General features: G+C 52.9%; 15 protein-coding genes and 1 pseudogene. 10 read left to right on the top strand and 6 right to left on the bottom strand.

What is annotated here, in order from left to right:
- Positions 1-131 (top strand): annotated as a pseudogene (locus HK24_RS13525) (IS481 family transposase); the annotation flags it as partial.
- A 140-nt stretch (positions 132-271) separates the two neighbouring features.
- Here HK24_RS13525 and HK24_RS12885 read toward each other — a convergent pair.
- From HK24_RS12885 to HK24_RS12860, 6 genes are all read right to left on the bottom strand, one after another.
- Complete coding sequence (locus HK24_RS12885; protein ID WP_086634799.1) at positions 272-1,285, bottom strand: LacI family DNA-binding transcriptional regulator; 1,014 nt, start codon at positions 1,283-1,285, stop codon at positions 272-274.
- Positions 1,286-1,423: 138 nt separating this feature from the next.
- Complete coding sequence (locus tag HK24_RS12880; RefSeq protein ID WP_086634798.1) at positions 1,424-3,043, bottom strand: ABC transporter ATP-binding protein; 1,620 nt, start codon at positions 3,041-3,043, stop codon at positions 1,424-1,426.
- A gap of 10 nt (positions 3,044-3,053) precedes the next feature.
- Entirely contained in the window at positions 3,054-3,845 is a 792-nt protein-coding gene (locus HK24_RS12875) for an ABC transporter permease (RefSeq protein WP_233126272.1), read from the bottom strand.
- A gap of 44 nt (positions 3,846-3,889) precedes the next feature.
- Positions 3,890-4,840, bottom strand: a complete 951-nt coding sequence (locus HK24_RS12870) for an ABC transporter permease (RefSeq protein WP_233126271.1) — start codon at positions 4,838-4,840, stop codon at positions 3,890-3,892.
- A gap of 8 nt (positions 4,841-4,848) precedes the next feature.
- Complete coding sequence (locus tag HK24_RS12865; protein ID WP_233126270.1) at positions 4,849-6,513, bottom strand: ABC transporter substrate-binding protein; 1,665 nt, start codon at positions 6,511-6,513, stop codon at positions 4,849-4,851.
- A gap of 43 nt (positions 6,514-6,556) precedes the next feature.
- On the bottom strand, positions 6,557-8,815 hold the full coding sequence (locus tag HK24_RS12860) for a TonB-dependent receptor domain-containing protein (RefSeq protein ID WP_086634795.1): 2,259 nt from the start codon (positions 8,813-8,815) through the stop codon (positions 6,557-6,559).
- A 311-nt stretch (positions 8,816-9,126) separates the two neighbouring features.
- On the opposite strand from HK24_RS12860, the gene HK24_RS12855 reads away from it, so the two are divergent.
- The 9 genes from HK24_RS12855 to HK24_RS12815 all read left to right on the top strand — a co-directional run bounded on the left by HK24_RS12855 (position 9,127) and on the right by HK24_RS12815 (position 21,476).
- Entirely contained in the window at positions 9,127-10,341 is a 1,215-nt protein-coding gene (locus HK24_RS12855) for an acyl-CoA dehydrogenase family protein (protein WP_086634794.1), read from the top strand.
- A complete protein-coding gene (locus HK24_RS12850; protein WP_233126269.1) occupies positions 10,338-11,732 on the top strand; it encodes an NtaA/DmoA family FMN-dependent monooxygenase in 1,395 nt (464 codons plus the stop codon). Before HK24_RS12855 ends, HK24_RS12850 begins: the two co-directional genes overlap by 4 nt.
- Positions 11,729-12,910, top strand: a complete 1,182-nt coding sequence (gene ssuD / locus HK24_RS12845) for an FMNH2-dependent alkanesulfonate monooxygenase (RefSeq protein ID WP_086634793.1) — start codon at positions 11,729-11,731, stop codon at positions 12,908-12,910. Before HK24_RS12850 ends, ssuD begins: the two co-directional genes overlap by 4 nt.
- Positions 12,907-14,340 (top strand): FAD/NAD(P)-binding protein, encoded by a 1,434-nt coding sequence (locus tag HK24_RS12840; protein WP_086634792.1) that lies wholly within the window; start codon positions 12,907-12,909, stop codon positions 14,338-14,340. The genes ssuD and HK24_RS12840 overlap by 4 nt, the downstream gene beginning before the upstream one ends.
- Positions 14,337-15,830 (top strand): MFS transporter, encoded by a 1,494-nt coding sequence (locus HK24_RS12835; RefSeq protein ID WP_086634791.1) that lies wholly within the window; start codon positions 14,337-14,339, stop codon positions 15,828-15,830. Before HK24_RS12840 ends, HK24_RS12835 begins: the two co-directional genes overlap by 4 nt.
- Before the next feature lie 86 nt (positions 15,831-15,916).
- Positions 15,917-17,227, top strand: a complete 1,311-nt coding sequence (locus tag HK24_RS12830) for an LLM class flavin-dependent oxidoreductase (protein ID WP_086634801.1) — start codon at positions 15,917-15,919, stop codon at positions 17,225-17,227.
- Positions 17,224-18,165, top strand: a complete 942-nt coding sequence (locus HK24_RS12825) for an aliphatic sulfonate ABC transporter substrate-binding protein (RefSeq protein WP_086634790.1) — start codon at positions 17,224-17,226, stop codon at positions 18,163-18,165. The genes HK24_RS12830 and HK24_RS12825 overlap by 4 nt, the downstream gene beginning before the upstream one ends.
- A 430-nt stretch (positions 18,166-18,595) precedes the next feature.
- On the top strand, positions 18,596-20,863 hold the full coding sequence (locus HK24_RS12820; protein ID WP_233126267.1) for a TonB-dependent receptor domain-containing protein: 2,268 nt from the start codon (positions 18,596-18,598) through the stop codon (positions 20,861-20,863).
- 346 nt (positions 20,864-21,209) lie between these two features.
- Positions 21,210-21,476: a metal-sensing transcriptional repressor gene (locus HK24_RS12815; protein ID WP_064275554.1), complete on the top strand. Its 267-nt coding sequence runs from the start codon at positions 21,210-21,212 to the stop codon at positions 21,474-21,476.
- The last annotated feature ends 11 nt before the right edge of the window (positions 21,477-21,487 follow it).

Here is a 21,487-nt window from a genome sequence, read left to right as displayed (position 1 = left end):
ATAACTTCGGGCGAAGACTCAAGACCCTGAACGGCCTCACGCCTTACGAATACATCTGCAAAATATGGACTTCAAAGCCAGAAAGATGCATCATCAATCCAACCCAGCAAACCACGGGACTAAACATCTAGGCGCTGTTAGTTGAAGAGTTCAAAAAGAGTGGGGCAACGGTTATTCCTACAGAAAAAAAATAAATAACCAGTGGCATCATCAGGACCAATCTTGATGATGCCAACTTTACATGATGCTACGGCTTAATACGGATATCTACTCAGGTAGACTGCCTCACCAGAAGAGATGGCGCTAACGCTGCAAGGGTGGGATTCAGTATTTTTTTGTTCCAAATGTCACTTAACATTCGAACAGCAACACACCCCATTTCATAAGATGGCTGTGATGATGTTGTGAGCGAAGGTGTTGTGAAGGCCGTATAATTAAGGCCGTCGTAGCCTGCAATTGCTACGTCTGCAGGCACCTTCAGCCCGGCATTCTGAACTTCATGCAGGAAGCCGAAAGCCAATGAGTCACTGCAGCAGATGACAGCCGTTGGCCGTGTCCTGAGTTTCAGAAATGCTTGTGCAGCGCGTTTCCCAGATTGTAGATCGAATGGACCGCCTTCCAGTCTGACGAGGTCCGCTAAAAGGCCTAATGTGTTCAGATGACTGGTAACCGCTTGAAATCGAATTTGCTCATGGGTTGTCTCACGTGGACCAGAGACAAAAGCAAAATGACGATGACCGCGAGCAGCCAAATGATCCACAATTTCTGAGAACGCCTGCTTTTCCTCTGCTACGACGCTAACAAGGCCATAGGATGTCAAATCGTTTAATACACTGATGACAGGGAGAAGATGTTCTGTCGGTCTGAAAGCATGAGGCGATGTCCATTTTTCTGCTGCGAGAAGTAATACCCCGTCTACCGTTCCAGCTCTTAAAAATTTTGTGGCATCGTCAGACGAGATCGCCTGACTTAGATTTTGTTGCAGCATTACGCTCAATCCATGAGCTTCCGCCTCTTCGCAAATCCCTCGAAGAACTTCGGTAAAAACTGGCGAAATCGGTTGTCCTGGAAAGGTCGGGATCAGCACCATGATGGTGTCCGTTTTTCCAAGGATTAGATTGCGAGCTGCGGCATTGCCGACGTACCCCAGTTGCGCGGCTACCTCTTGAACAAGGTGCCGTGTCTCCTCACTCACGCGCTCCGGATTTGAGAGCGCGCGACTGATTGTGGAAACGTTCAGGCCGGTTTTCTTTGAAATATCAGAAAGCTTAACGCGCCCGTTCAATGCCTTGCCTCATGCCTGCGTCTACCGCGGGGGTTCATACCTTGCATGAGCTCTTATAATAATCCCGTTTAGATTGAAATTATTATTGCTAGAATCACCTTAAGGGCCCTCCCAAAAAAAGCAGAGATCGCCTTTTTACTATACATAATCAGGCAGTTTTGAATTGAGTAAAAGCCGCGTGAAGTTATGCTGTGGCGCTTCAAAGACCTGTTGTGTCGGTCCGGCTTCAACTACGCGACCATTCTGCATTACAAGGACGTCGTCACTGATCTGACGAATGACGCCCAAATCATGAGAAATGAACAAATAAGAGATATTGAGGCGTTCTTGTAGCTCTGTGAGCAGTTCCAGCACCTGTGTCTGCACTGAGACGTCAAGCGCTGAAACAGGTTCATCACAGACGATCAACTTGGGATTTCCCGCGATGGCACGTGCAATTGCGATGCGCTGGCGCTGCCCGCCTGAGAGCTGAAGAGGAGACCGGCGGGATATATCTGGTGTTAACCGCACTAATGTCAAAAGAGCCACAATGCGATCATTATGCTCGGCGCGTGGGATGGCACTGGCTTTTAGAGCATCAGCAAGAATACGCTGAACAGTCCAGCGCGGATCGAAGGAACTGAGTGGATCCTGATAAACGATACCCATTTCATGTCGAAACGGTCGGCGCTCATGTTCTTCAACGCTTCGATTGGTCTTCGCTTGAACTCCGCTCCATAATCTCCCGTCAAACCATACATTCCCCCCATCAGGTTCCAGAAACCCGCCGATGATCCGTGCTGTTGTCGTCTTCCCTGAGCCAGATTCACCCAAAATGCCGAGTGTTTTGCCTCTTTGAAGGGTAAAACTGACATGATCTACTGCGAGCCTCGATGCTCCAGTCGTATTAGGATAACTTTTGACGAGATCATTCACGACGAGTAACGGGGTGTCGTCTTTCGCTTGCAGAGTTGAAGGGTCTAGGGACTTGCGGTTTTGCTTCGGAACCGAACTTAGTAGCAAGCGCGTATAATCCTGCGAAGGATGGCGCAAAATTTGCTCAGTCTTGCCCTGCTCTATCATTTCCCCGTTCTTGACGACGATGATCGAGTCAGCGACCTGAGACACCGCTTCGATGTCATGGCTGATCAACAATATTCCGTGACCTGCATTTTTCAGGTCACGAAACAGGCCGAGGACACGGGAGGCCGCACTGGCATCCAGCGCAGTCGTTGGCTCATCAGCAATTACTATCCCTGGGTTCAGAGCTATTGCAGAGGCGATGAGCGCTCTTTGCCGAAGTCCTCCAGAGAGTTCATCGGCCCGTTGCCGTGCACGCATTTCAGGTTCTGGCACGGATGTGCTTTTCAAAAGCTCCACCACCTGCTTTCGACGCGCTGCACGATTACGCAAGCCGCGCCACTTACCATCTGCCGTCAGGGATTCTTCTATTTCCTGCCCGACTGTTCGTAACGGATCGAGTGATGTCAGTGCATCCTGAAGGACAAACCCTATCTTCCGCCCACGAATCACGCCCCAGCTAGCCTCATCCAGTCTAAGGAGATCATCATCACCAAGGCGAAGGCTCCCTGCTGTAACCTGAGCCCGGTCGCCCGCTAATCCGACGAGACTGCGCGCGGTTACGCTTTTGCCCGATCCGGATTCACCCACCATGGCTAGAATTTTGCCAGGCGTTATTTGAAAAGAGAGGTCGTGTACGACCTGCTTTCCACCAAATGATATGGAAAGCTTTTCAACCGTCAGGTCCTGTCCGGTCATGGTGAGTACCTCATGAGGGTCTGCCTTCGAGGCGACGTTGTAAGAAGCGCCCGACTATTGTTGTGGACAGCACAGTCAGCACGATGAAAAGGCCGGGAAAGAGGGTGAGCCACCAGGCATCAGCGATGAAGTCGCGACCCATGGACATCATGGTTCCCCATTCCGGGGTGGGTGGCGGTGCTCCGAGCCCCAGAAAAGATAATCCTGACGCCCAGACAATTGTTTGGCCTACGCCCATGGTGGCGGTCACAATGAGCGGGCGAAGTGCGTTGGGAAGAATATGCCGCTGAACGATGGAGAACGGCGTGTGACCAAGGGCACGAGCGGCCTCAACGTATCCGGAGTATCGGACCGATAGAACCTGACTGAAAACCATCTTGCCATAGCCGGGCGTCGCAGCGATTCCGATGGCCAAGGCTAGCGGCCCTGCCCCTGTCCCAAGACTTGCAGAGAAGAGAAGCGCCAGTATCAGGGCGGGAAACGAAAACAGCACATCTATGATGGCACCAATACTTTTCTGGAGCCATCTAGGGCCAAGCCCACCTGCTAACCCTAGGATAATCCCACCGGAAAAACTGATTGCGACAGCCCCTGCCCCCACAAGCAGAGATTGGCGTGTACCGTGGATGACACGTGTCAGAATATCCCGGCCAGACTGGTCTGTTCCGAAAGGGTGGTTCCAGTCTGGGGATAAGAAAGCGTGTCGTGGTGCGATGGCATAGGGATCAGTTGCGCTGATCGCATTGGGAATGATGGCTGACACCAAAAGGAACACCAGAAAGCCTGATGCAGGAAGGATCACGATGGGAATCTCCTTCCATGCCATGAGCCTCTTTGCAGTTATGGTCATGGCGAGACTCTCCGCCCACGAGATGTTGCGAGGCGCGGATCAACCAGTTCATAGATGAGCTCGATACCCAGGCTGGCAAATATGTATGCGACCGTGACAAACAAAACGATGCCCGTTGTTAGAGGCATATCCTGCGCGGAAACGGCATAGACCAATGTGCGTCCAAGCCCCTTACGTGAAAATATGGCTTCGATGACCGCAGTCTCACCAAGAAGAGCGCCCAGAGCCCACGCTGAGAGCGCGATACCCGGAAGAAGCGCGTGACGCAGGGCATGACGACGCAAAACCTGCCCCAGACTAAGCCCTCGCATTCTTGCGCTGAGAATGAACGGCTGATCGAGGGCAATCTCCAAAGACTCACGCGTTACCTGTGCCAGAAATCCCCCCAAGGGAATGGCAAGAGAAAATGCCGGCATAATGAGAGAGGCGAACGATGAGCTTCCGGCAGGTGGTAGCAGGTGTAATCTGAATGCGAATATCCAGAGCAGCACAATTCCAAGCCAAAATGGCGGAAGCGCCGAAGCCGAGATGTCGAAAGAGGCTCCAATGGTCGAGAGTACTCTTCCGCGCCGCACTGTGCAGAACACTGACAGCAGTGCGAGCGTCCATGCGAGGAGCAGAGAAATGGATGCCAGTGCCAGCGTGGGTAGCATCTGCTGGCGTAAAACTTCCGCAACACGCAGATGCTGGCTAAAGGAGACGCCCAAATCCCCATGCAGAAGACGCCATATATAGAAACCATACTGCATGATGAGAGGGCGATCGAGGCCGTACTCCTTTGTTATCGCTGCGACTGCACCAGGTGTGGGGTTGGCCATGGCCCCACCGAGAATGATCGTTGCCGGATCACCTGGCATCATACGTACCGCGAGAAATGTCAGCGCGGCAGATGCGATCAGCATGCCGAGACTCAAACCAATCCGACCGATCAGCCGCTGAGAAGCCAAGTGTTTTATCATGGCGTCATCCAGGCATCATGGAAATTGATGACGCGTAATGACGGCTCGATGCGTACACCGTGGACATTGCTGAACACCCCTATGCGCGTGGTCTGCGAATACGTTGTGATCTGAAGCTGTGCCTTGGCGATGATCTCTTGCGCCTGTTGGTAAAACGCTTTTCGTTGCTGCTGGTCCTGCGTGGCCAATGCCTGTTCCACGACACTGTCGAAAAGCGGACTGCTATAGCCTGAAGCATTCTGATGAATACCGTGCCGGAAATGGTTGGTAAAAGCAGATCCGAAAACGATGCGAAGAACATCCGGAGTATTGGTGTTCCAATACCCGATCCGCACATCGTAATCCCAAGCGTCACTCCGCGCGATATTCGCAGTCTCACTTAAAGGCTCTAGGCGGACATCAAAGCCTGTCTGGCGTGCTGTGGCCTGTACCTGCTCCCAAAGAGTGCGATCTGCAGGTGCAAGAACCGTGGAGATCGGGATATGTACGATCAGTCTCTTGCCGTCCCGGATCCGGTATCCATCGGGATCGCGCTTTTTCCAGCCCGCGTCATCCAGAAGTGTATTGGCGCGTCTCGGATTGTAGTTCTTGGTATGCTCGAAATCCGGACTATAATCTGGCGTGGAAGGACTTAGAGGTCCACCAGCACGCTCATAATGATGGAAAAATATACTGCCTAACGCCCCATCAATATCTGCGGACCGAATGAACGCTTCACGGACACGGATGTCGTCAAATGGCGGCCGAAGGGTGTTCAAGGTTCCGTTAGTAGGATTTCCCGGTCGATCTGCCATCAGTAATGATATGTCCGGATTGGCTTTTGCCGGCGTTTCGCCCTCAGGAGGTACGCTATCAATCACACCAACCTCACCTGCCTGAAGCATGGCAAAACGGACTGACGGTTCGGAAACGAAGCGCCAGACAATACCTTCAAGCCACGCTGGTCCCTGATGGCGTGCGGTAGGAGGCGCCCATGCATAGGCTGGGTTTCTCTTGAGAACGACCTCGCTCTGATGATCCCAGTGGCTGATAATGAAGGGACCAGACCCCACAGGGCTTTGGCAGTTCACATCGCGAGGCCGTGCCAACGCTGTGGGGGACTCAATTCCAAGAAAACCCTGCGCCAGAACGTTCAGGAACGCTGAGTATGGCGAAGACAGGTGTACCGTTGCGGTATAAGGATCGAGAATATCGGTTCGGGTGTATTGGCGGATGTACCCCCCCGCAGTCCCCGATTGCGTCGTGGGGTCCACCATATGGTCCAGATTACGCTTTACGGCCGCCGCATCGAACCTGGTCCCATCAGTGAAGGTCACGTCATGACGGAGGTGAAAGATGTATGTAAGTCCGTCGTCCGTAATCTCCCATGATGTTGCCAGCCACGGATGAATAGCGCCCTGTTCGTCCATTGAAACGAGCCGGTCCAGATACTGTTCGGCAATATAAACCTGCGGCATGTCCCCATAGACATGGGGATCAAGGCACAAAGGCTCGCGTTCCGTCGCAAAGACAAGCGTCCCACCTTTTTGAGGCACTGAACTCTGCTGCCGGCTCATATGTCGCGGTCTACTGTCTGTATCATGCCGATACAACAGGACAGCTAAAGACACCACGATCGGAGCGAGTATCAGAGCCCGTGTGCGGTTATGACGTTTGCTCATGTGTCTGACCAATGCGTCGCGTCAGGAAAGGACCGGCGCATCATCAGAGGTGCTTCCCCAAGTCACTGAGGTGGACAGTCACGCCGCCAAACACACTGAACCCGTCACCCGGGTAAAACATTGCGGAATCCGTATGGTTCAGGTTGTAGGCGGTATAAGCGGCTGTGGCGTAATGCTTGTTTCCGAGATTACGGAAATCAAGAAAAGTGCTCCAGATTTTGCTTTTCGCCTCGTAACCGAGCTTCAGACCAAAGATCCCGTATCTCGGCGCCTTTAATGTGTTGGCGTAATCAACATAATAGCTTGAAGACGATCTGAAATCGAAGTTCGCATAGAACCCCAACGGATTATTATACTGAAGTTCAGCCTGATATTGCCATGTTGGGATAGACGGGAGTTTGTTCTGTCCGAGAAGTGGGTCATGTCTGTAATAGAAGTCATTGACCGTGAGAGCCTGCCGGAATGACAAAGCACCATATTGATGCAGATTAAAGAGCTTCGTTGACAGGCCCGCTTCAATGCCCTGATGAATAGTCGGACTGGCGTTAGACGTTGTAGTGATTTCTGCTGTTGTACTGGTTGCGCGCGTGACTACAACGGACAGCAGTTCATCTTTGACCCAGCTCCGATAAAGAGTCAGGTTTCCGTCGAAGATGCCGACATGGCCTCTGATGCCGATCTCAGCCGAATTAGCCCGTTGGGCTTTTAGTGGCCCTACAGTTCCTGTGTCATTGTAGGGACTGCCCCCTTTGACGTCATGGTAGTTCCACGTCACTGGCGGGTCGATCACACGACTGAAATTGGCGAACACATCAACGTCAGGATTAATTTCGTAACGCAAGCCTACGCGAGGCGTAATGAAGACATTATTATAGTGTTCACGACTCTGAAGAGCTGAGTTGGGTATTAGACGGTCAACAACGCGAATATTGCGGTCAATCCAGATGACTGAAAAACCGCTGGTCAGCCAAAGCCGGTTGAAAATGTTGAAATTATTCCCAGCAGCAAAAACTAGATCATGTGATCCGCCATATTTGACGCGCTGATGAAGGGTCCAGTCTTCACTATTAGACTGCGTAGAGCGGACGGACGATGTGTAATATCTGGAATCTCCAGAGACCATATGCACGTCGCTCAGAATGAAGTTGCTTTCGATCCTTCGTCCGAGAAGACGATCGCTCCGGTTATATTTAATCGAATTATTGATATCCGTGGAACGCCACAGATTAAACTGCTGCGTATTCGTCCCATTAAAGAGCGGATAATCATTCCAGGTAATGCCGTATTCCAGCCTGGAATCATCATCGAAAATATAATTGGTTTTAAATCCCAGCATTGTGCTTCTGGTCGGGCGCCCTCCCCAATCATTTGGGTTGATGCTCGGGCTTTTGCGAAGCTGAGCAAGCGTGAGCAAGCCACCGTAATGGCCGAACCCTTCATCCCACTTGAAAATAAGGCGAGCAGATAACTTGTCGGTAAAACGGTAGCCAAGATTTGCGACGACATCAGTGCGATGCATTGCCGTATAGCTCTGGAATCCTTGGCGATTGGTTCGCGCTGCGGTGACGTAGTAATCGCCTTTCTTGTTGCTGAATGTTCCGCCCTGACTGACTTGTTCTTTCAGAGTGCCGTAGCTGCCAGCTTCAAAGCGGGCCATAAACCCAGGGGCAGAGACGCCTGTATGCGTTACGAAATTGATGCCACCACCGAGAGCAGTAGCCGCGTAGTCAAATGCGTTGGCGCCATAAAGAACTTCAGTGCGCTGGTAGCCGGTATTATTGAGTCGATCTTCCTGAAATCCTCCCACACCGCTGACAGTCAATCCGTCAACGAGGTACTTCATTCCCAGACTGTAACCTCCGTAGAAAACGCCTGCGCCCGACCCTCTTATGGAAATCTTGTTTCCGGTGCTTCCACTGGTCGCCTGCGCAAAAATGCCTGGCTGGAATGCCAGAGTGTCCTCGAGTGTGGCTGATCGCCCCTTCTCGACCTCCTTGCTGCTGATAACAGTAAAGTTTCCCGGCACCTTTCTCAGGCGCTTTTCAGCGGTACGGACACCATTTGACCCGGTGACACTGATATCCTCGCTCTTTGACGGAGGCACAACGCTGTTTTTAGGGTGTGAAGATGCAACATGAGTATTTGTGGACCTGACATCAGGGCGGCCATGAGGGGCGCGCGGGCTCGGATTTTTGTTGCGTTCAATATCCTGAGCAAAAGCAGCCGGCATTAAGGTGCACGTTGAAAGAACGGTCATGCCAAGGAGGAGGATACGTGTGTGCTGCTCGTAAAAGGCTTTCATGACTCGTTTCTCAACATTTGGGTGACATCTCGGAACATAAAATCAGCCGTTGTGGGACACATTTTCCCCAAGCGATTCTTTTATTCACATATCCAAATGGATAAACGTTAATAACAACGTATTTTTAATGTTGTATTTTACAGGTGCAGTTTTCCCTTATTATACCTTGGAAAATAGCCATTCCAGGGGTTCACATTGAAATAATTAATGTGAGAGATGACGAATTAAAAATTACGCTCCTGACGGTTTGGTGCGCATCATGAACTACGAATTCTAGTTGATTTTGCCTTATATCCGTTAGGTGTCGTTGTATGTCCTCTTCCGACAATTTCGTCTCTGCCAGAGAACGCTTGCAGCCGATCATTGAAACGATAACGCGTGCATCGCAGGAATTCGAACGCGACCCCGCGCTTGTCCGAAATGTCGTTCAGGACTTGAAGACTGCCGGACTGGGTCGCGTACGTCTGCCCAATAGATTTGGCGGGTATGGAGCATCTCTCAAGCAGAGTTTCAGTCTGCTGCGAGATTTGGCAACAGCAGACTCAAACCTCCCGCAAATATTTCGTGCTCATTTTGCATTTATTGAAGGCAGGCTCCGCCACGCTCACAAATCTGCCGAATGGTTTGACCGTGTTCGTGAGGGTGCACTCTTTGGCGCTGCCATGGCGGAACGCTCGGACGAAACAGGCGTGTCTACACAGTTGAGTTCTGACGGAAATGAGTTTCGCCTGAATGGTACGAAATACTATTCGACCGGCACGCTCTATGCTGACTGGATCATTGTCTGGGCCGCAGAGGGAGAGCAACGGGCACACGTCCTGGTCCCTTCAGATGCCCCCGGTGTCACACGTATTGATGACTGGGATGGCTTTGGCCAGCGCCTCACGGGCAGCGGAACAACTGTTTTTGACAACGTCTTAATTGGCCCCACACAAGTTCTGGATCGCTCTCAGCCCGGGAATATTCCGGCTCATTCTTATCTCGCCGCTTACTATCAGCAATTTCATCTTGCAGCACTGGCAGGAATTTCAGCTGCCGTATTGCGCGATGCGGTTGAGTTTGTACGGCCTAGAACGCGAACTTTCGGGGTCCCCGGCAAAGTTGTTCAACGAGAAGATTCCGTTGTTCAGGGTGTTGTTGGGCGTTTGTCGGCCCTTGCATTCTCGACGTCTGCTTTGGTCGATCGCGTTTCGGATGCATTGACTGAGGCTGAGCCTGCCTGGCTGCGGGGTGATACCGAGAGCGTGACGTTTAGCGAAGCAGAAGAAGCTGCCTTTAAAGCGCAGCAAATCGTTATTGATCAAACGCTTGAAGCTGCAAATCTGCTTTTTGAAGTTGGCGGGGCGTCCGCTACCAGTCAGACCAGAAATTTGGATCGCCATTGGCGCAATGCTCGCGTTCTCTCCTCACACAACCCTGCGGCCCAGCGCCGTCGGGAACTCGGGGATCTGGCTTTGAACGATACCCCTCTTTGGACGCCATACCGTGAAGGTCTGAAAAAAAGTCTCTCCAAGGAGCCGGCATGAGTAAGGCATCGGCCCCCAAGCAATTAAAAGTCAATCTCTTCGAGATGGCCTGCGTGAGTCACATTGTTCACGGAATGTGGACGGCGCCTGACAACAATCGCCACCGTTTCGGAGAAATGGCATTCTGGCTGGAACAGGCGCGCCTCGCGGAAGACGCAGGTTTCGACGCAATTTTTCTTGCCGATGTCATCGGGGTTTATGACCGTTTTAATGGACTTGACCCCGCCCTTCGGCTTGGCGTGCAAATCCCGAACCTTGATCCGCTCTCCCTGATCCCGGCTATGGCCGCTGTGACAACGCGCTTGGGGTTCGCCGCGACATTCTCAACGACTTATGAGCCACCGTTTGCCTTTGCCCGACGTATGAGCACGCTGGATCTTCTGACCGAAGGGCGCGTTGGCTGGAACATTGTAACCTCCTACCTGCCAAACGCCGCCAGAAACTTCGGCCTCGCGGACGAAATCGAGCACGACGAGCGCTACGAGCGGGCGGAGGAATATCTTGAGGTTCTGTACAAGCTCTGGGAGCAGAGCTGGGACGAAGACGCCTTGGTCATTGATCGTGAGAGCGACGTTTTCACCCACCCGGATCGTGTTCATTACATCAACCACAAGGGTCGGCATCATCAGGTTGAGGGTCCACATCTTGTGCAGCCCACGCGTCAGCGCACGCCGGTCCTTTTTCAGGCAACTGGGTCCAAGCGTGGCCTGGAATTTGCAGCCCGTCATGCGGAGGCCGTTTTCATTGGTGGCCGTACGCGCGAGGAAATTCGCCATAACATCGCCCAGACACGCGAACAGGCGGCTCTAAACGGTCGAGACCCCAACGACCTGAAGTTTTATGTCATGGCCGGCCTTATCGCTGGGAATACGGAAGTCGAAGCTCACGAGAAGCTAAGCCGTTACCGGGCGCGCTATAGCGTCGAAGCTGCGCATGTCCATGCGCAAGCCGAGATTGATCTGCGGAATTTTGATCGCTCTCTGACTATTGGTGAGGCGCTTGAACAGTCGGGGCGTCCGTTTGGAAACATGGGACGTCGATTTGGCCCGGATCAAACAGTCGGTAGCGCGCTGGACCAGATTGCCAGTTTTGAACAGGGCCGCTTTTTCGTCGCTGGCACACCGTCCCAGATCGCGGATGCTGTTGAAGACTGGCTCGACGAAGATGGCATCGACGGGATTAACCTCCGCCAATACCACACGTTTGAGACGGCCAGAGATTTTGGAGAACTGATCGCTCCTGAGCTCCGCAAGCGTGGTCGCCTGCCAGAGCGCAATACCCCTCCAGAGACATTCCGTCATCGCCTGTTCGGTTTTGACCGCCTTCCAACAAGCCATCCCGCCCATCAAGCCTCCCCAACCGTTCACGCCCAGACAGCGAGTTTTTCATGAGCACAAATGCCGCCATCGGGGGTGTCCCCGAGAAAATCAACGTTCTTTGGTTCCTTCCAACTCATGGAGACAGCCGATATCTGGGAACGCAGGAAGGTGGCCGCAGCGTTGATCTGCCATACCTCCAACAGGTCGCACGTGCTGCGGACAGTTTGGGATATTATGGCGTCCTCCTCCCCACAGGTCGGAGTTGCGAAGACTCCTGGATCGTTGCGTCCTCCCTTATTACATCCACTGAACGGCTGAAATTTCTGGTGGCCGTGCGCCCTGGGTTACAATCTCCGACCTTTGCAGCACGCATGACGGCGACACTGGATCGTCTATCTGGCGGCCGTCTTCTGATTAATGTTGTAACGGGCGGAGATCCCAAGGAAAACGAAGGGGACGGTCTCTTTTTCGACCATGCCACCCGCTACGAAATTACTGACGAATTCCTGTCAATCTACTCTCGTCTTCTGAAGGGTGACACCGTCAATCACGAGGGTAAGCACTTTCATATTGCGGACGGCCAGATCCTTTATCCTCCTCATCAGGCTGGGGGGCCGCCTCTGTATTTCGGCGGATCTTCTGAGGCCGGAATTCAGGTCGCGGCCAGGCGGATCGACAAGTATCTGACGTGGGGAGAGCCACCGGAACTTGTTAAGGAGAAAATTTCCCGTGTTCGCGAGGCCGCTGCGCGTGAAGGACGCGAAGTCAGTTTCGGGATCAGGTTTCATGTCATCGCCCGTGAGACAACTGAAGAAGCCTGGGCCGCGGCAAACCGCCTGATTTCACGCCTTGATGACGCGACCGTCGCGCAGGCCCAGTCTGTATTCTCAAGGCTGGACTCAGTGGGACAGTCTCGCATGATCGCCCTCCACGGTGGACGACGGGACAAGCTGGAAGTCAGCCCTAACCTCTGGGCTGGCGTCGGGTTGGTCAGAGGCGGAGCTGGCACGGCTCTTGTCGGTGATCCAGCCACCATTGCCGAGCGGATTGATGAGTACAGACGCGCTGGATGCGACAGCTTTATTCTTTCCGGATACCCGCATCTGGAAGAAGCTTACAGCTTTGGCGAACTGGTCCTTCCGTTGCTTCCCACAGCTCATCCGACACGCGCAGCCGGCGGTCAGAACAATATGGGGCCGTTTGGTGAGACGATTGCCAACTCTTATCGCCCGGCCCAAGCCTCTTCATGAACGTGGAAGTCCAGATCAGCCGCCCTCCCGTTTCTGCCACCCTGGCAATTATTGGTGGCGGAGCGACAGGGACGATGATTGCGTATCATCTTCTTCGCAAGCGCCGAGATCTGGGTGTCGGTAGCGTTGTAATCTTCGAGCCTCGCACCCGGCTGGGTGCGGGCGTCGCGTATGGCAGCACAGATCCACAGCATCGCATCAATGTTCCAGCGTCAAGGATGAGCATTGATACGGATAAGCCTGATGACTTTGCGCAGTGGTTCAAATGGCACAGTCACGAAACCTGTGATCCGGAAGCCTTTTTGCCGTCTGGAGACGTTTACCCGACGAGGTCAGAGTTTGGCCGCTATCTCTTTGAGAGAATAACGCCATCTCTCGTCAACGAGACACTCAGGCATGTTCAGGATGCCGTAGTGGCCGTGCAGCATGATGGTCAGCACTGGCTGATCCATACCGCTCAAGGCACGGTATTTACCGTATCGGATGTCGTCATTGCGACATCTCATCCCGCTCCCGCCCTGCCGTATCCCCTCGAAGAAATCGCGCATGATCCACGTTTGATCTCCGACCCATGGGCGAAGAACGCCTTCAAAACCATAGATCCTCGGGCACGGATTGCCATTGTAGGCACCGGCCTCACAATGGCAGATGTTGTAGCAACGCTCACCGCACAGGGGCATTTGGGCCCTATCACTGCGGTTTCCCGACGTGGCCTGCGCTCCCGGGGGCATTCTCCTCAGCCTACCAGTCTCTTTGGGGATTTTTCCACCAACCCTGAACAGACGGCGTTAGGTCTGCTCACGCGCATTCGTAAGACACTTACTTTAGCCCCGGACCGCCCGTGGCAAGACGTTCTTGATGCTGTTCGGCGACAGGGCAAAGCTATCTGGACGGCACTTCCCCCGACGGAGCAGCGTCGGCTTGTCCGCCATCTTCGACCGTTCTGGGATGTCCATCGTTTTCGGATCGCGCCACAGGTCGAACGCGCTCTGAACCTGAGGTCAGAAACTGGCTCACTTACGGTTCTTGCAGCCCAGATCGAACGCGCGGAAGCCACTCCTTACGGCCTGACTCTGCATCTCCGGGAACGTGGGGGACGAACCCGCGCGATACGGACAGACATTCTGATCAATACCACTGGCCCGGACCATGCCGGAATTCTGACAAAGCCCGGTTTTCTCTCTCGTCTGTCTCAGGATGGTTTTGTGCAGAAAGATCCCGTTGGTCTCGGGCTCTGGACAGGTGAAGACCACGCGGCCCTTGTCGGCGGACGCCCGGTATTAGGCCTGTTTATTGCCGGACCACTCTCCCGTGGGACCTTTGGCGAGCTTATGGGCTTCCCGGAAGTGACAGCTAACGCTCAATCTGTCGCCGCCCGACTGGCCGATATTCTTCAGATCTCGACACATTCTGAACAGGTGCATTCATGACGTCTGCGCAAACTGCCACATCCGGCACGCCTCGCCCTGTCATCCGTCATGCTGATGATGTTTCCGCCATCGTCAATGCAGGGCCTCAAGGGGGCGGGCACGCAAACATCATCGTGGCTTTGGCTCTCGGTGGCGTCTTTCTTGACGCCTACGACCTCACAACGCTCTCCTACGGCATTGGTGACGTACAGAAGCACTTTGGTCTTTCCACATCCGCCACAGGGATGGTCGCAGCAGCGATGAGTGCAGGCACGATCGTCGGGAGTATCGCGGGGGGATGGTTGACCGACCGGATTGGTCGATACGCCGTTTTCATGGCGGACATGATCTGCTTCGTCATTGCAGCCCTCGTAGCAGGTATGGCGCCAACGGCCACCATCCTGATCCTTGCCCGTTTCGCAATGGGTTTTGGCGTCGGAATGGACCTGCCTGTGGCCATGGCATTCCTGTCAGAGTTTTCAAAGCTGAGTGGAAAAGGAAGCAAAGCGAGCCGGGCCGCGGCATGGTGCCCAACCTGGTATGCGGCTTCCTCGCTCTGCTTTTTCCTTGTCTTTGCCCTTGATGCGGTCGTTCCAGCCACTCATCCGGACTGGCTGTGGCGCGCGTCATTGGCATTCGGCGCGCTGCCGGCGCTTCTGATCATCCTTGTCCGTAACAGGTACATGAGTGAGTCCTCTATCTGGATCGCTCGGAACGGAGATCTGGAAAAAGCAGCGGAAATTTTAAGGGCGTCTCATGGCATTGACCCGGTTCTTCAGATCGAGGCGCCGCCTATCCGACCACAACCTCACGGGATTGCCCCCCTCTTCCGTCAGCCCCTGCTGAAGCGTGGAATTCTTGTCAGTATCATTTCCATCGTCAGTGCCTACTCTTACGCCGCAATCGCGTTCGGGGCGCCAAGTTTGCTTGCAGGAATGCTGCACCTCGACCGTAAGCAGGTTCTGATTACATCAATCATTCTGAACCTCGTCTTCGCATTTACGGGTGGTTTGATTGGGGTTCGTCTGGCGCGATACGTGTCGTCCCGTAAGGTCAATATCGCTGGATATATCCTGCAGGCGATCTCCATAGGAACGCTGGCGATTGTGGGCACGCCACATTCCACGGCAGGCGTCATAGCGGTACTCGCAGGTTTTGCAGGGTATCTTTTCGGTCAAGGTTTCGGACCCGGCTGCCAGCAGATGATCTACGCCACTCTGACCTACCCGACCGAAATCCGGGGCGTTGGTATTGGCATGAACCGGCTCATTTCTGGTCTGGGTGCCACCATGGCCATGTGGGCTCTGCCTAGTCTCTATGCGAATTTCGGGACGAACCTTTTCTGGTTCATTTTGAGCGCGCCTCTGATCGGTCTGACATTGCATCAGGTGATCCGCTGGGATGTCTTCAATTATGACCCAGATGGCGACGACACATTAAAGTCCGTGCTGAGACCAACACCCCGACAAGACGCATCTCCTCAACACTCAGCCCTCGTAAATCAGGGCTGAGTACAGCCGAGCCCACCCCCTCGCCGTTTTATCCTGATCCTTTTCAAGGAGCGCCTGTGTCTCTTATCCCCGTAAACGCGTTTGATATGAATTGCGTCTCCCATCAGGCAAGCGGTCTATGGCGTCATCCAGACGATCAATCATGGCATTACAACACCCTCGGATACTGGACCAACCTCGCAAAAACGCTTGAACGTGGCCTGTTCGACGGTCTTTTTATCGCAGATGTTCTTGGCATTTACGACGTCTATGGCGGCGGACCGGAAGCAGCATTGCGCAATGCATCTCAGGTGCCCGTTAATGACCCGGCCATGCTGATTTCTGCCATGGCCGCTGTGACCGAGAACCTGGGTTTCGGGCTAACAGCAACACTTTCCTTTGAACATCCCTACCCTTTTGCTCGCCGTATCAGCACATTGGATCACCTGACCAACGGACGGATGGGGTGGAACATTGTAACGGGCTATCTGAACAGCGCGGCAAAAGGCGTGGGTCAGCAGCAGACGTCTCATGATGAGCGCTATGACGTCGCGCGTGACTACATGCAGGTTTTGAGGGGCCTGTGGGAAAGAAGCTGGGAGGATGGTGCCGTTCTTCGAGACAGAGAACTCGGAATTTTTACAGACCCCTCAAAGGTTCATCGTCTTCAGCACAAAGGCAAGTATTTTGAGGTCGATGCAATTCATCTCTGTGAACCCTCACCACAACGAACGCCCGTTCTCTATCAAGCTGGCACGTCCAGTAAAGGTCGGGCTTTTGCCGGCGATTACGCTGAATGCGTCTTTATTGCCGGTCCATCCAAAGAGGTGGCACGACATGCTGTTTCTGGGCTGGAAGCAGAGCTTCAACGCACGGGACGTTCCCGAAAATCTCTCAAGATTTTCTCGCTTGTAACCATCGTCACTGCCGAAAACGATGAGGCTGCTTTGGAAAAATGGGCGGAATATAGAAAATATGTCAGCCATGAAGGGGCTCTGACGCTCATGTCAGGATGGACGGGGATCGATTTTTCGACCTTCGATCTCGATGATCCAGTTCGTCATATCCGCAACGATGCCATTCACTCCGCAATCGATGCCTTGACCGTTGTAGACCCCAAACGGGTCTGGACTGTCAGGGAACTGGCAGAACATGCGGCTATCGGGGGAATGGGCGTAACGTTTGTTGGCGGGCCTCAGAAAGTCGCGGATCAGATCGAAACCTGGATTGAAGACACAGGTATTGACGGCCTCAATCTCGCATATGCCATCACCCCCGGAAGCTTCGAGGATTTCGTGACATATATCGTGCCAGAGCTTCAAAAGCGTGGCCGTTACAAGACGGAATATCAGCCCGGAACTCTGCGGGAAAAGCTCTTCGGAACATCTGAACCACAATACAACACGGCGGCTCCATGACTGATCAACGTACCGTTATCACCCGTCGCAGTCTGTTGGCAGGAGGGTTTGCACTCACTCTTGCCTCCTCGGCACACGCGGCCACGCCTGTCATCCGCATCGGCTACCAGCGCTATAGCACTCTCGTTATTCTAAAGGCTTCGGGTGCCTTGGAAAAAGCATTGGCGGGCCATGCGAATGTCGTGTGGTCAGAATTTGTCGCTGGTCCACAACTCCTGCAAGCCCTCGTAGCGGGAGCACTCGATTTGGGGCAGACTGGTGATGCTCCTCCAGTGTTTGCATCGGCTGCAAGTCCTGATGCGCTTGTGTATGTAGGGCACGAGCCTCCTGCTCCACTGGCTGAAGCCATTCTCGTCCCTAAAGACAGTTCGATCCGAACCCTCGCGGATCTAAAGGGCAAACGGATTGCTCTCAATCGCGCGTCCAACGTCCACTGGTTTCTTCTTCAGGTTCTCCATAAAGCCGGTTTGTCTTTTCATGACATCAAACCAGCCTATCTGCCCCCTCCCTCTGCCCGTTCCGCTTTTGAAAGCGGCCAGATTGACGCATGGGCAATATGGGACCCCTACCTTTCCAGTGCGCTCTCCAACAGCCCGCGCATTCTGACGACGGCTCAGGATATTGTCGCCAATCGAGAATTTTTTTTGGCTCGTCGTGGATTTGCAGAAAGTCAGCCTGACCTTCTTCGGGAGGCACTTCACCAGATCGCTCAAACAGATGATTGGGCCCAGGTCCATAAGTCTGAAGTGTCCCGTCTTCTCGCAACACAAACAGGATTGCCATACGACACGGTTTATTCTGCAATCAAAACACGTGATTTCGGTTATGCGCCTATGAGTGCAGAAATTATTCAGGAACAACAACAGGTTGCTGACAGATTTCTAAAGGAAGGGCTTTTACCGTCACACGTTGATATTGGTTCAACGGTCTGGAAGTGATCAAAGCTCTTGATGAAGGAGCCTTTGGAGGCAGGTTCACGTTTCATTGCCGCCCTAACACTCAGGGATTTGTCATATAAGCCGTGAGTCAAACTCATATTTGCCTCTATATAAATCAAAAATGAAAAGTAATATAATATTACCAACCATCGTATTTGGTGATATATTTTCAGGCAAGGAATACTTGGATGCGATGTAAGTGTTGTGATGCCTGAGAGGCATTAAGCCTTGTTGTGAAGTCGCGTCAGGCGCATTACAGGTAAAGACGTTGTGTATCTGTATCTTGCGTTAAACAACGCGAGAATGGAGAGGCACATAAATCGTCAATACAGGTGCGATCGTAGTCTTCACACATAAAATACAGAGCTCCCAAGCGAGCTAAAGCATCAATAAACATGAGGCAAAACTTCGCCTCAGAATGAGCTTGAAAATGAAGAGCATGAAAAATCGGGTGTATTTTCACACAGGTTTTCGCCTCGGTGTGTCTCGCGCACGACTGTCTTCCGTCCTGTTAAGTGCGGTTGTTATGACACCGCTTGTAAGCGAGGCTGCGGAGCACAAAATCCACACGAACCATCATCGTACAGGCGCTTTAAGTAAAAAACCGGCGAAGTCCTCTACCGTAAATGGGGCGCAGTCTCCTGATACGCTCCCTCCTTCTAAACCCTTTGTTGCTCCGAGCAGTGAGACAATCAAGGTTTCTACTCGGCGGCGTTCTGTTGTGGACCAATCGAAGGCAGCGTTGAGCACTATTCCTGGCGGGGTTAGTGTGATTGACGCGCATGAGGTTCTGAAAGGTCGGAACTTCACAAATGCTGACGTTCTTGCGTTCCAGCCTGGCGTTTTTGCGCAGAGTTCGGGCGGCGGTGATGGATTGCGCCTCTCTATCCGTGGATCAGGGATTCAAACGGGTACGAACTATTTTCGCTCAGGCATCCTGATGATGTTCGATGGACTACCTGTCACGACCCCTGCCGGTACGCCATACGAACTCTTTGAGGCACTTGGGGTGCGTTATACCGAAGTACTCCGTGGAGCCAATGCATTCGATTATGGAGGCCTGCAATTAGGGGGCGCCATCAACTACGTTACCCCTACGGGTTACGATGCAGACGTATTCCAGGTTCGGGCAGAAGCCGGAAGCTTCAACTATAACAAGCAACAGATCAGCTCAGGAAAAGTGATCGGGAAGTCTGACTACTATGTCAGTATCACCAAATCCTATCGAGGCGGATACCAGCAGCAGACTGCGGCAAGCAGTTTTGGTGTTAACGCAAACTATGGATACCGCTTCAATGACAAGGTCTCCACACGGTTCTTCTTCCGGTATCGGCAGACGCAAAACGGCTATCCGGGCTTCCTGACACGCGATCAGATCATTGATAATCCAAAACAGGCACAATCAACTTACGTTGCGCTGCATTCCAAACGCATTCAGCCGGGCTCAAAATGGTATGGAAACATGACCACCATCCGGATTGACGATCATTCCAAGCTTGAGTTGGGAATTGATTATCAGGATGCTCCGATTGATATTGAAAACGGTACGACCGCTGGCGTTTGGGGATACAAGACGATCGCTGGCGTGATCCGCTACAGCCGCAAAGACAAGCTGTGGGGACATAGCAACGACGCATTGTTCGGGATTGACACCTATAGTGACCTGGATGCCTGGCAAACCACCCGTACACGAACATATACGGGCACGTATGCCGGGATTCCTCTTGGAACAAAGCTCCGACATGCCACCTACGGCGGAACGGACAACTATTTCCATATCAGAGATAACTTCGAACTCTTTCATAATTTCTGGCTAACAGCCGCTGGAGCACTGGATTTCGTACAGCGCTCTACGGCCGTGACGTATCCAACGCAAAGCTCTCTCAGCACCTCGGCCGTGGGCTTTACCCCGCGCGGAGGGTTTCGGTATGTCATCAGTCCGCATGTCTCTGTGTATGGAAACGTCAGCCGCAGTTTTCAGCCACCTAATGACTGGCAGCTTCTGTCTGGTGCCAACTACACGACCGGACCTGCCGCAGGTTTGACAGCAACGGGGGCCAGTCTCGAAAATCAGACGGCAACAACATACGAAATCGGCACGACAGGTGACTGGCTACACAATAAATGGAGCCTGACGTACTACTATTCCTCCGTCAGGAACGAACTTCTGTCAGTTATGACTCCGCTGTCACAGCTTTACGGAAATGCGACCTACTCAAACGCCTCTCCAACTGTGCATCAGGGGGTAGAAGCTTCATTGGAGACAGACCTGTATAAATGGTCCGGCGGAACATTAGGTCTGCGACAGTCCTATACCTACCAGGATTTTCATTTCAAAAATGATGCTGTGTTCGGGCGCAACAAACTTCCGGGAATTCCAGCGCATTTTTATCAGGGGGAAGTCCGCCTCGATCTGAAAAATGGTTTCTATGCGGGGTTCAATGCACAGGTTTCGTCAAAGGTTTCCGGCTCTTATGACGATACCTATTTCGCGCCGTCCTATCATATCTATAATGCCAATGTTGGCTATGAATGGCCTGGAAAGCATCGTCAGGTATTCCTGTCATTCAACAATCTGACCAACAAACATTATGCTTCCATCGTAGTGCCTGGATACATTGCGGGGGGTAAGCAGTTGTCGGTCATGCAGCCGGGAGATGGTTTCGGCCTCTTTGGCGGTGTCTCAGTCGGCTTCTGAATTGTGTTGGGGCAAGACGGAGACCGTCTACCCCACTCCAAGCCGAGCGTCGAATAAAAACCAATCTGACGCAAAGCTATAGCGGCCTTCACAAGAGCGAGATTTTGGGCACCTAAAGATGATCTGCCCTGATCATACTTGGCTCCATCCTTGTGTATGCTTACCTGCTGCGTGGCCCCTAACTCCCAACGGAAAGTCGATAAAACAACGGCTTACCTATGTTTTTGGATAGCTCTCTTCAAGCATAGAGGCGGCAAGAACATGGAGAGCCACGCTTAATAAATTTTGTGCCCACAAGCGAAAGTTGGACTTTACCACCCCCTCCCCCTCAGGGTAGGGAATAGACATGGCACACGAAACACACACTTTCATCAAACCTCGCCTCAAGCAGGCTCACGGCCATATCGCCAAAGTTATAGAGATGATGGAGGAAGGTCGCTCCTGCTCTGAGCTTGCTCAACAGCTTGCGGCTATCGAAAGCACCATCCGTGGTGCCAAGCGCCTGCTCGTGCAGGATCATCTTGAACGATGCATCGTTGATGCCGTCGCCGATGGCAAGATGAGCCGTGAGGACGCTATTCAGGAATTTTCTTTCCTTGTAAAATACTTTTAAGGAACGAGACA

This window comes from Gluconobacter sp. DsW_058 (assembly GCF_002153615.1).
GTDB lineage: Bacteria > Pseudomonadota > Alphaproteobacteria > Acetobacterales > Acetobacteraceae > Gluconobacter > Gluconobacter cerinus.
The sequence above is the reverse complement of the archived record's forward strand: the minus strand, read 5'-3'. Positions and strand labels throughout refer to the sequence as shown.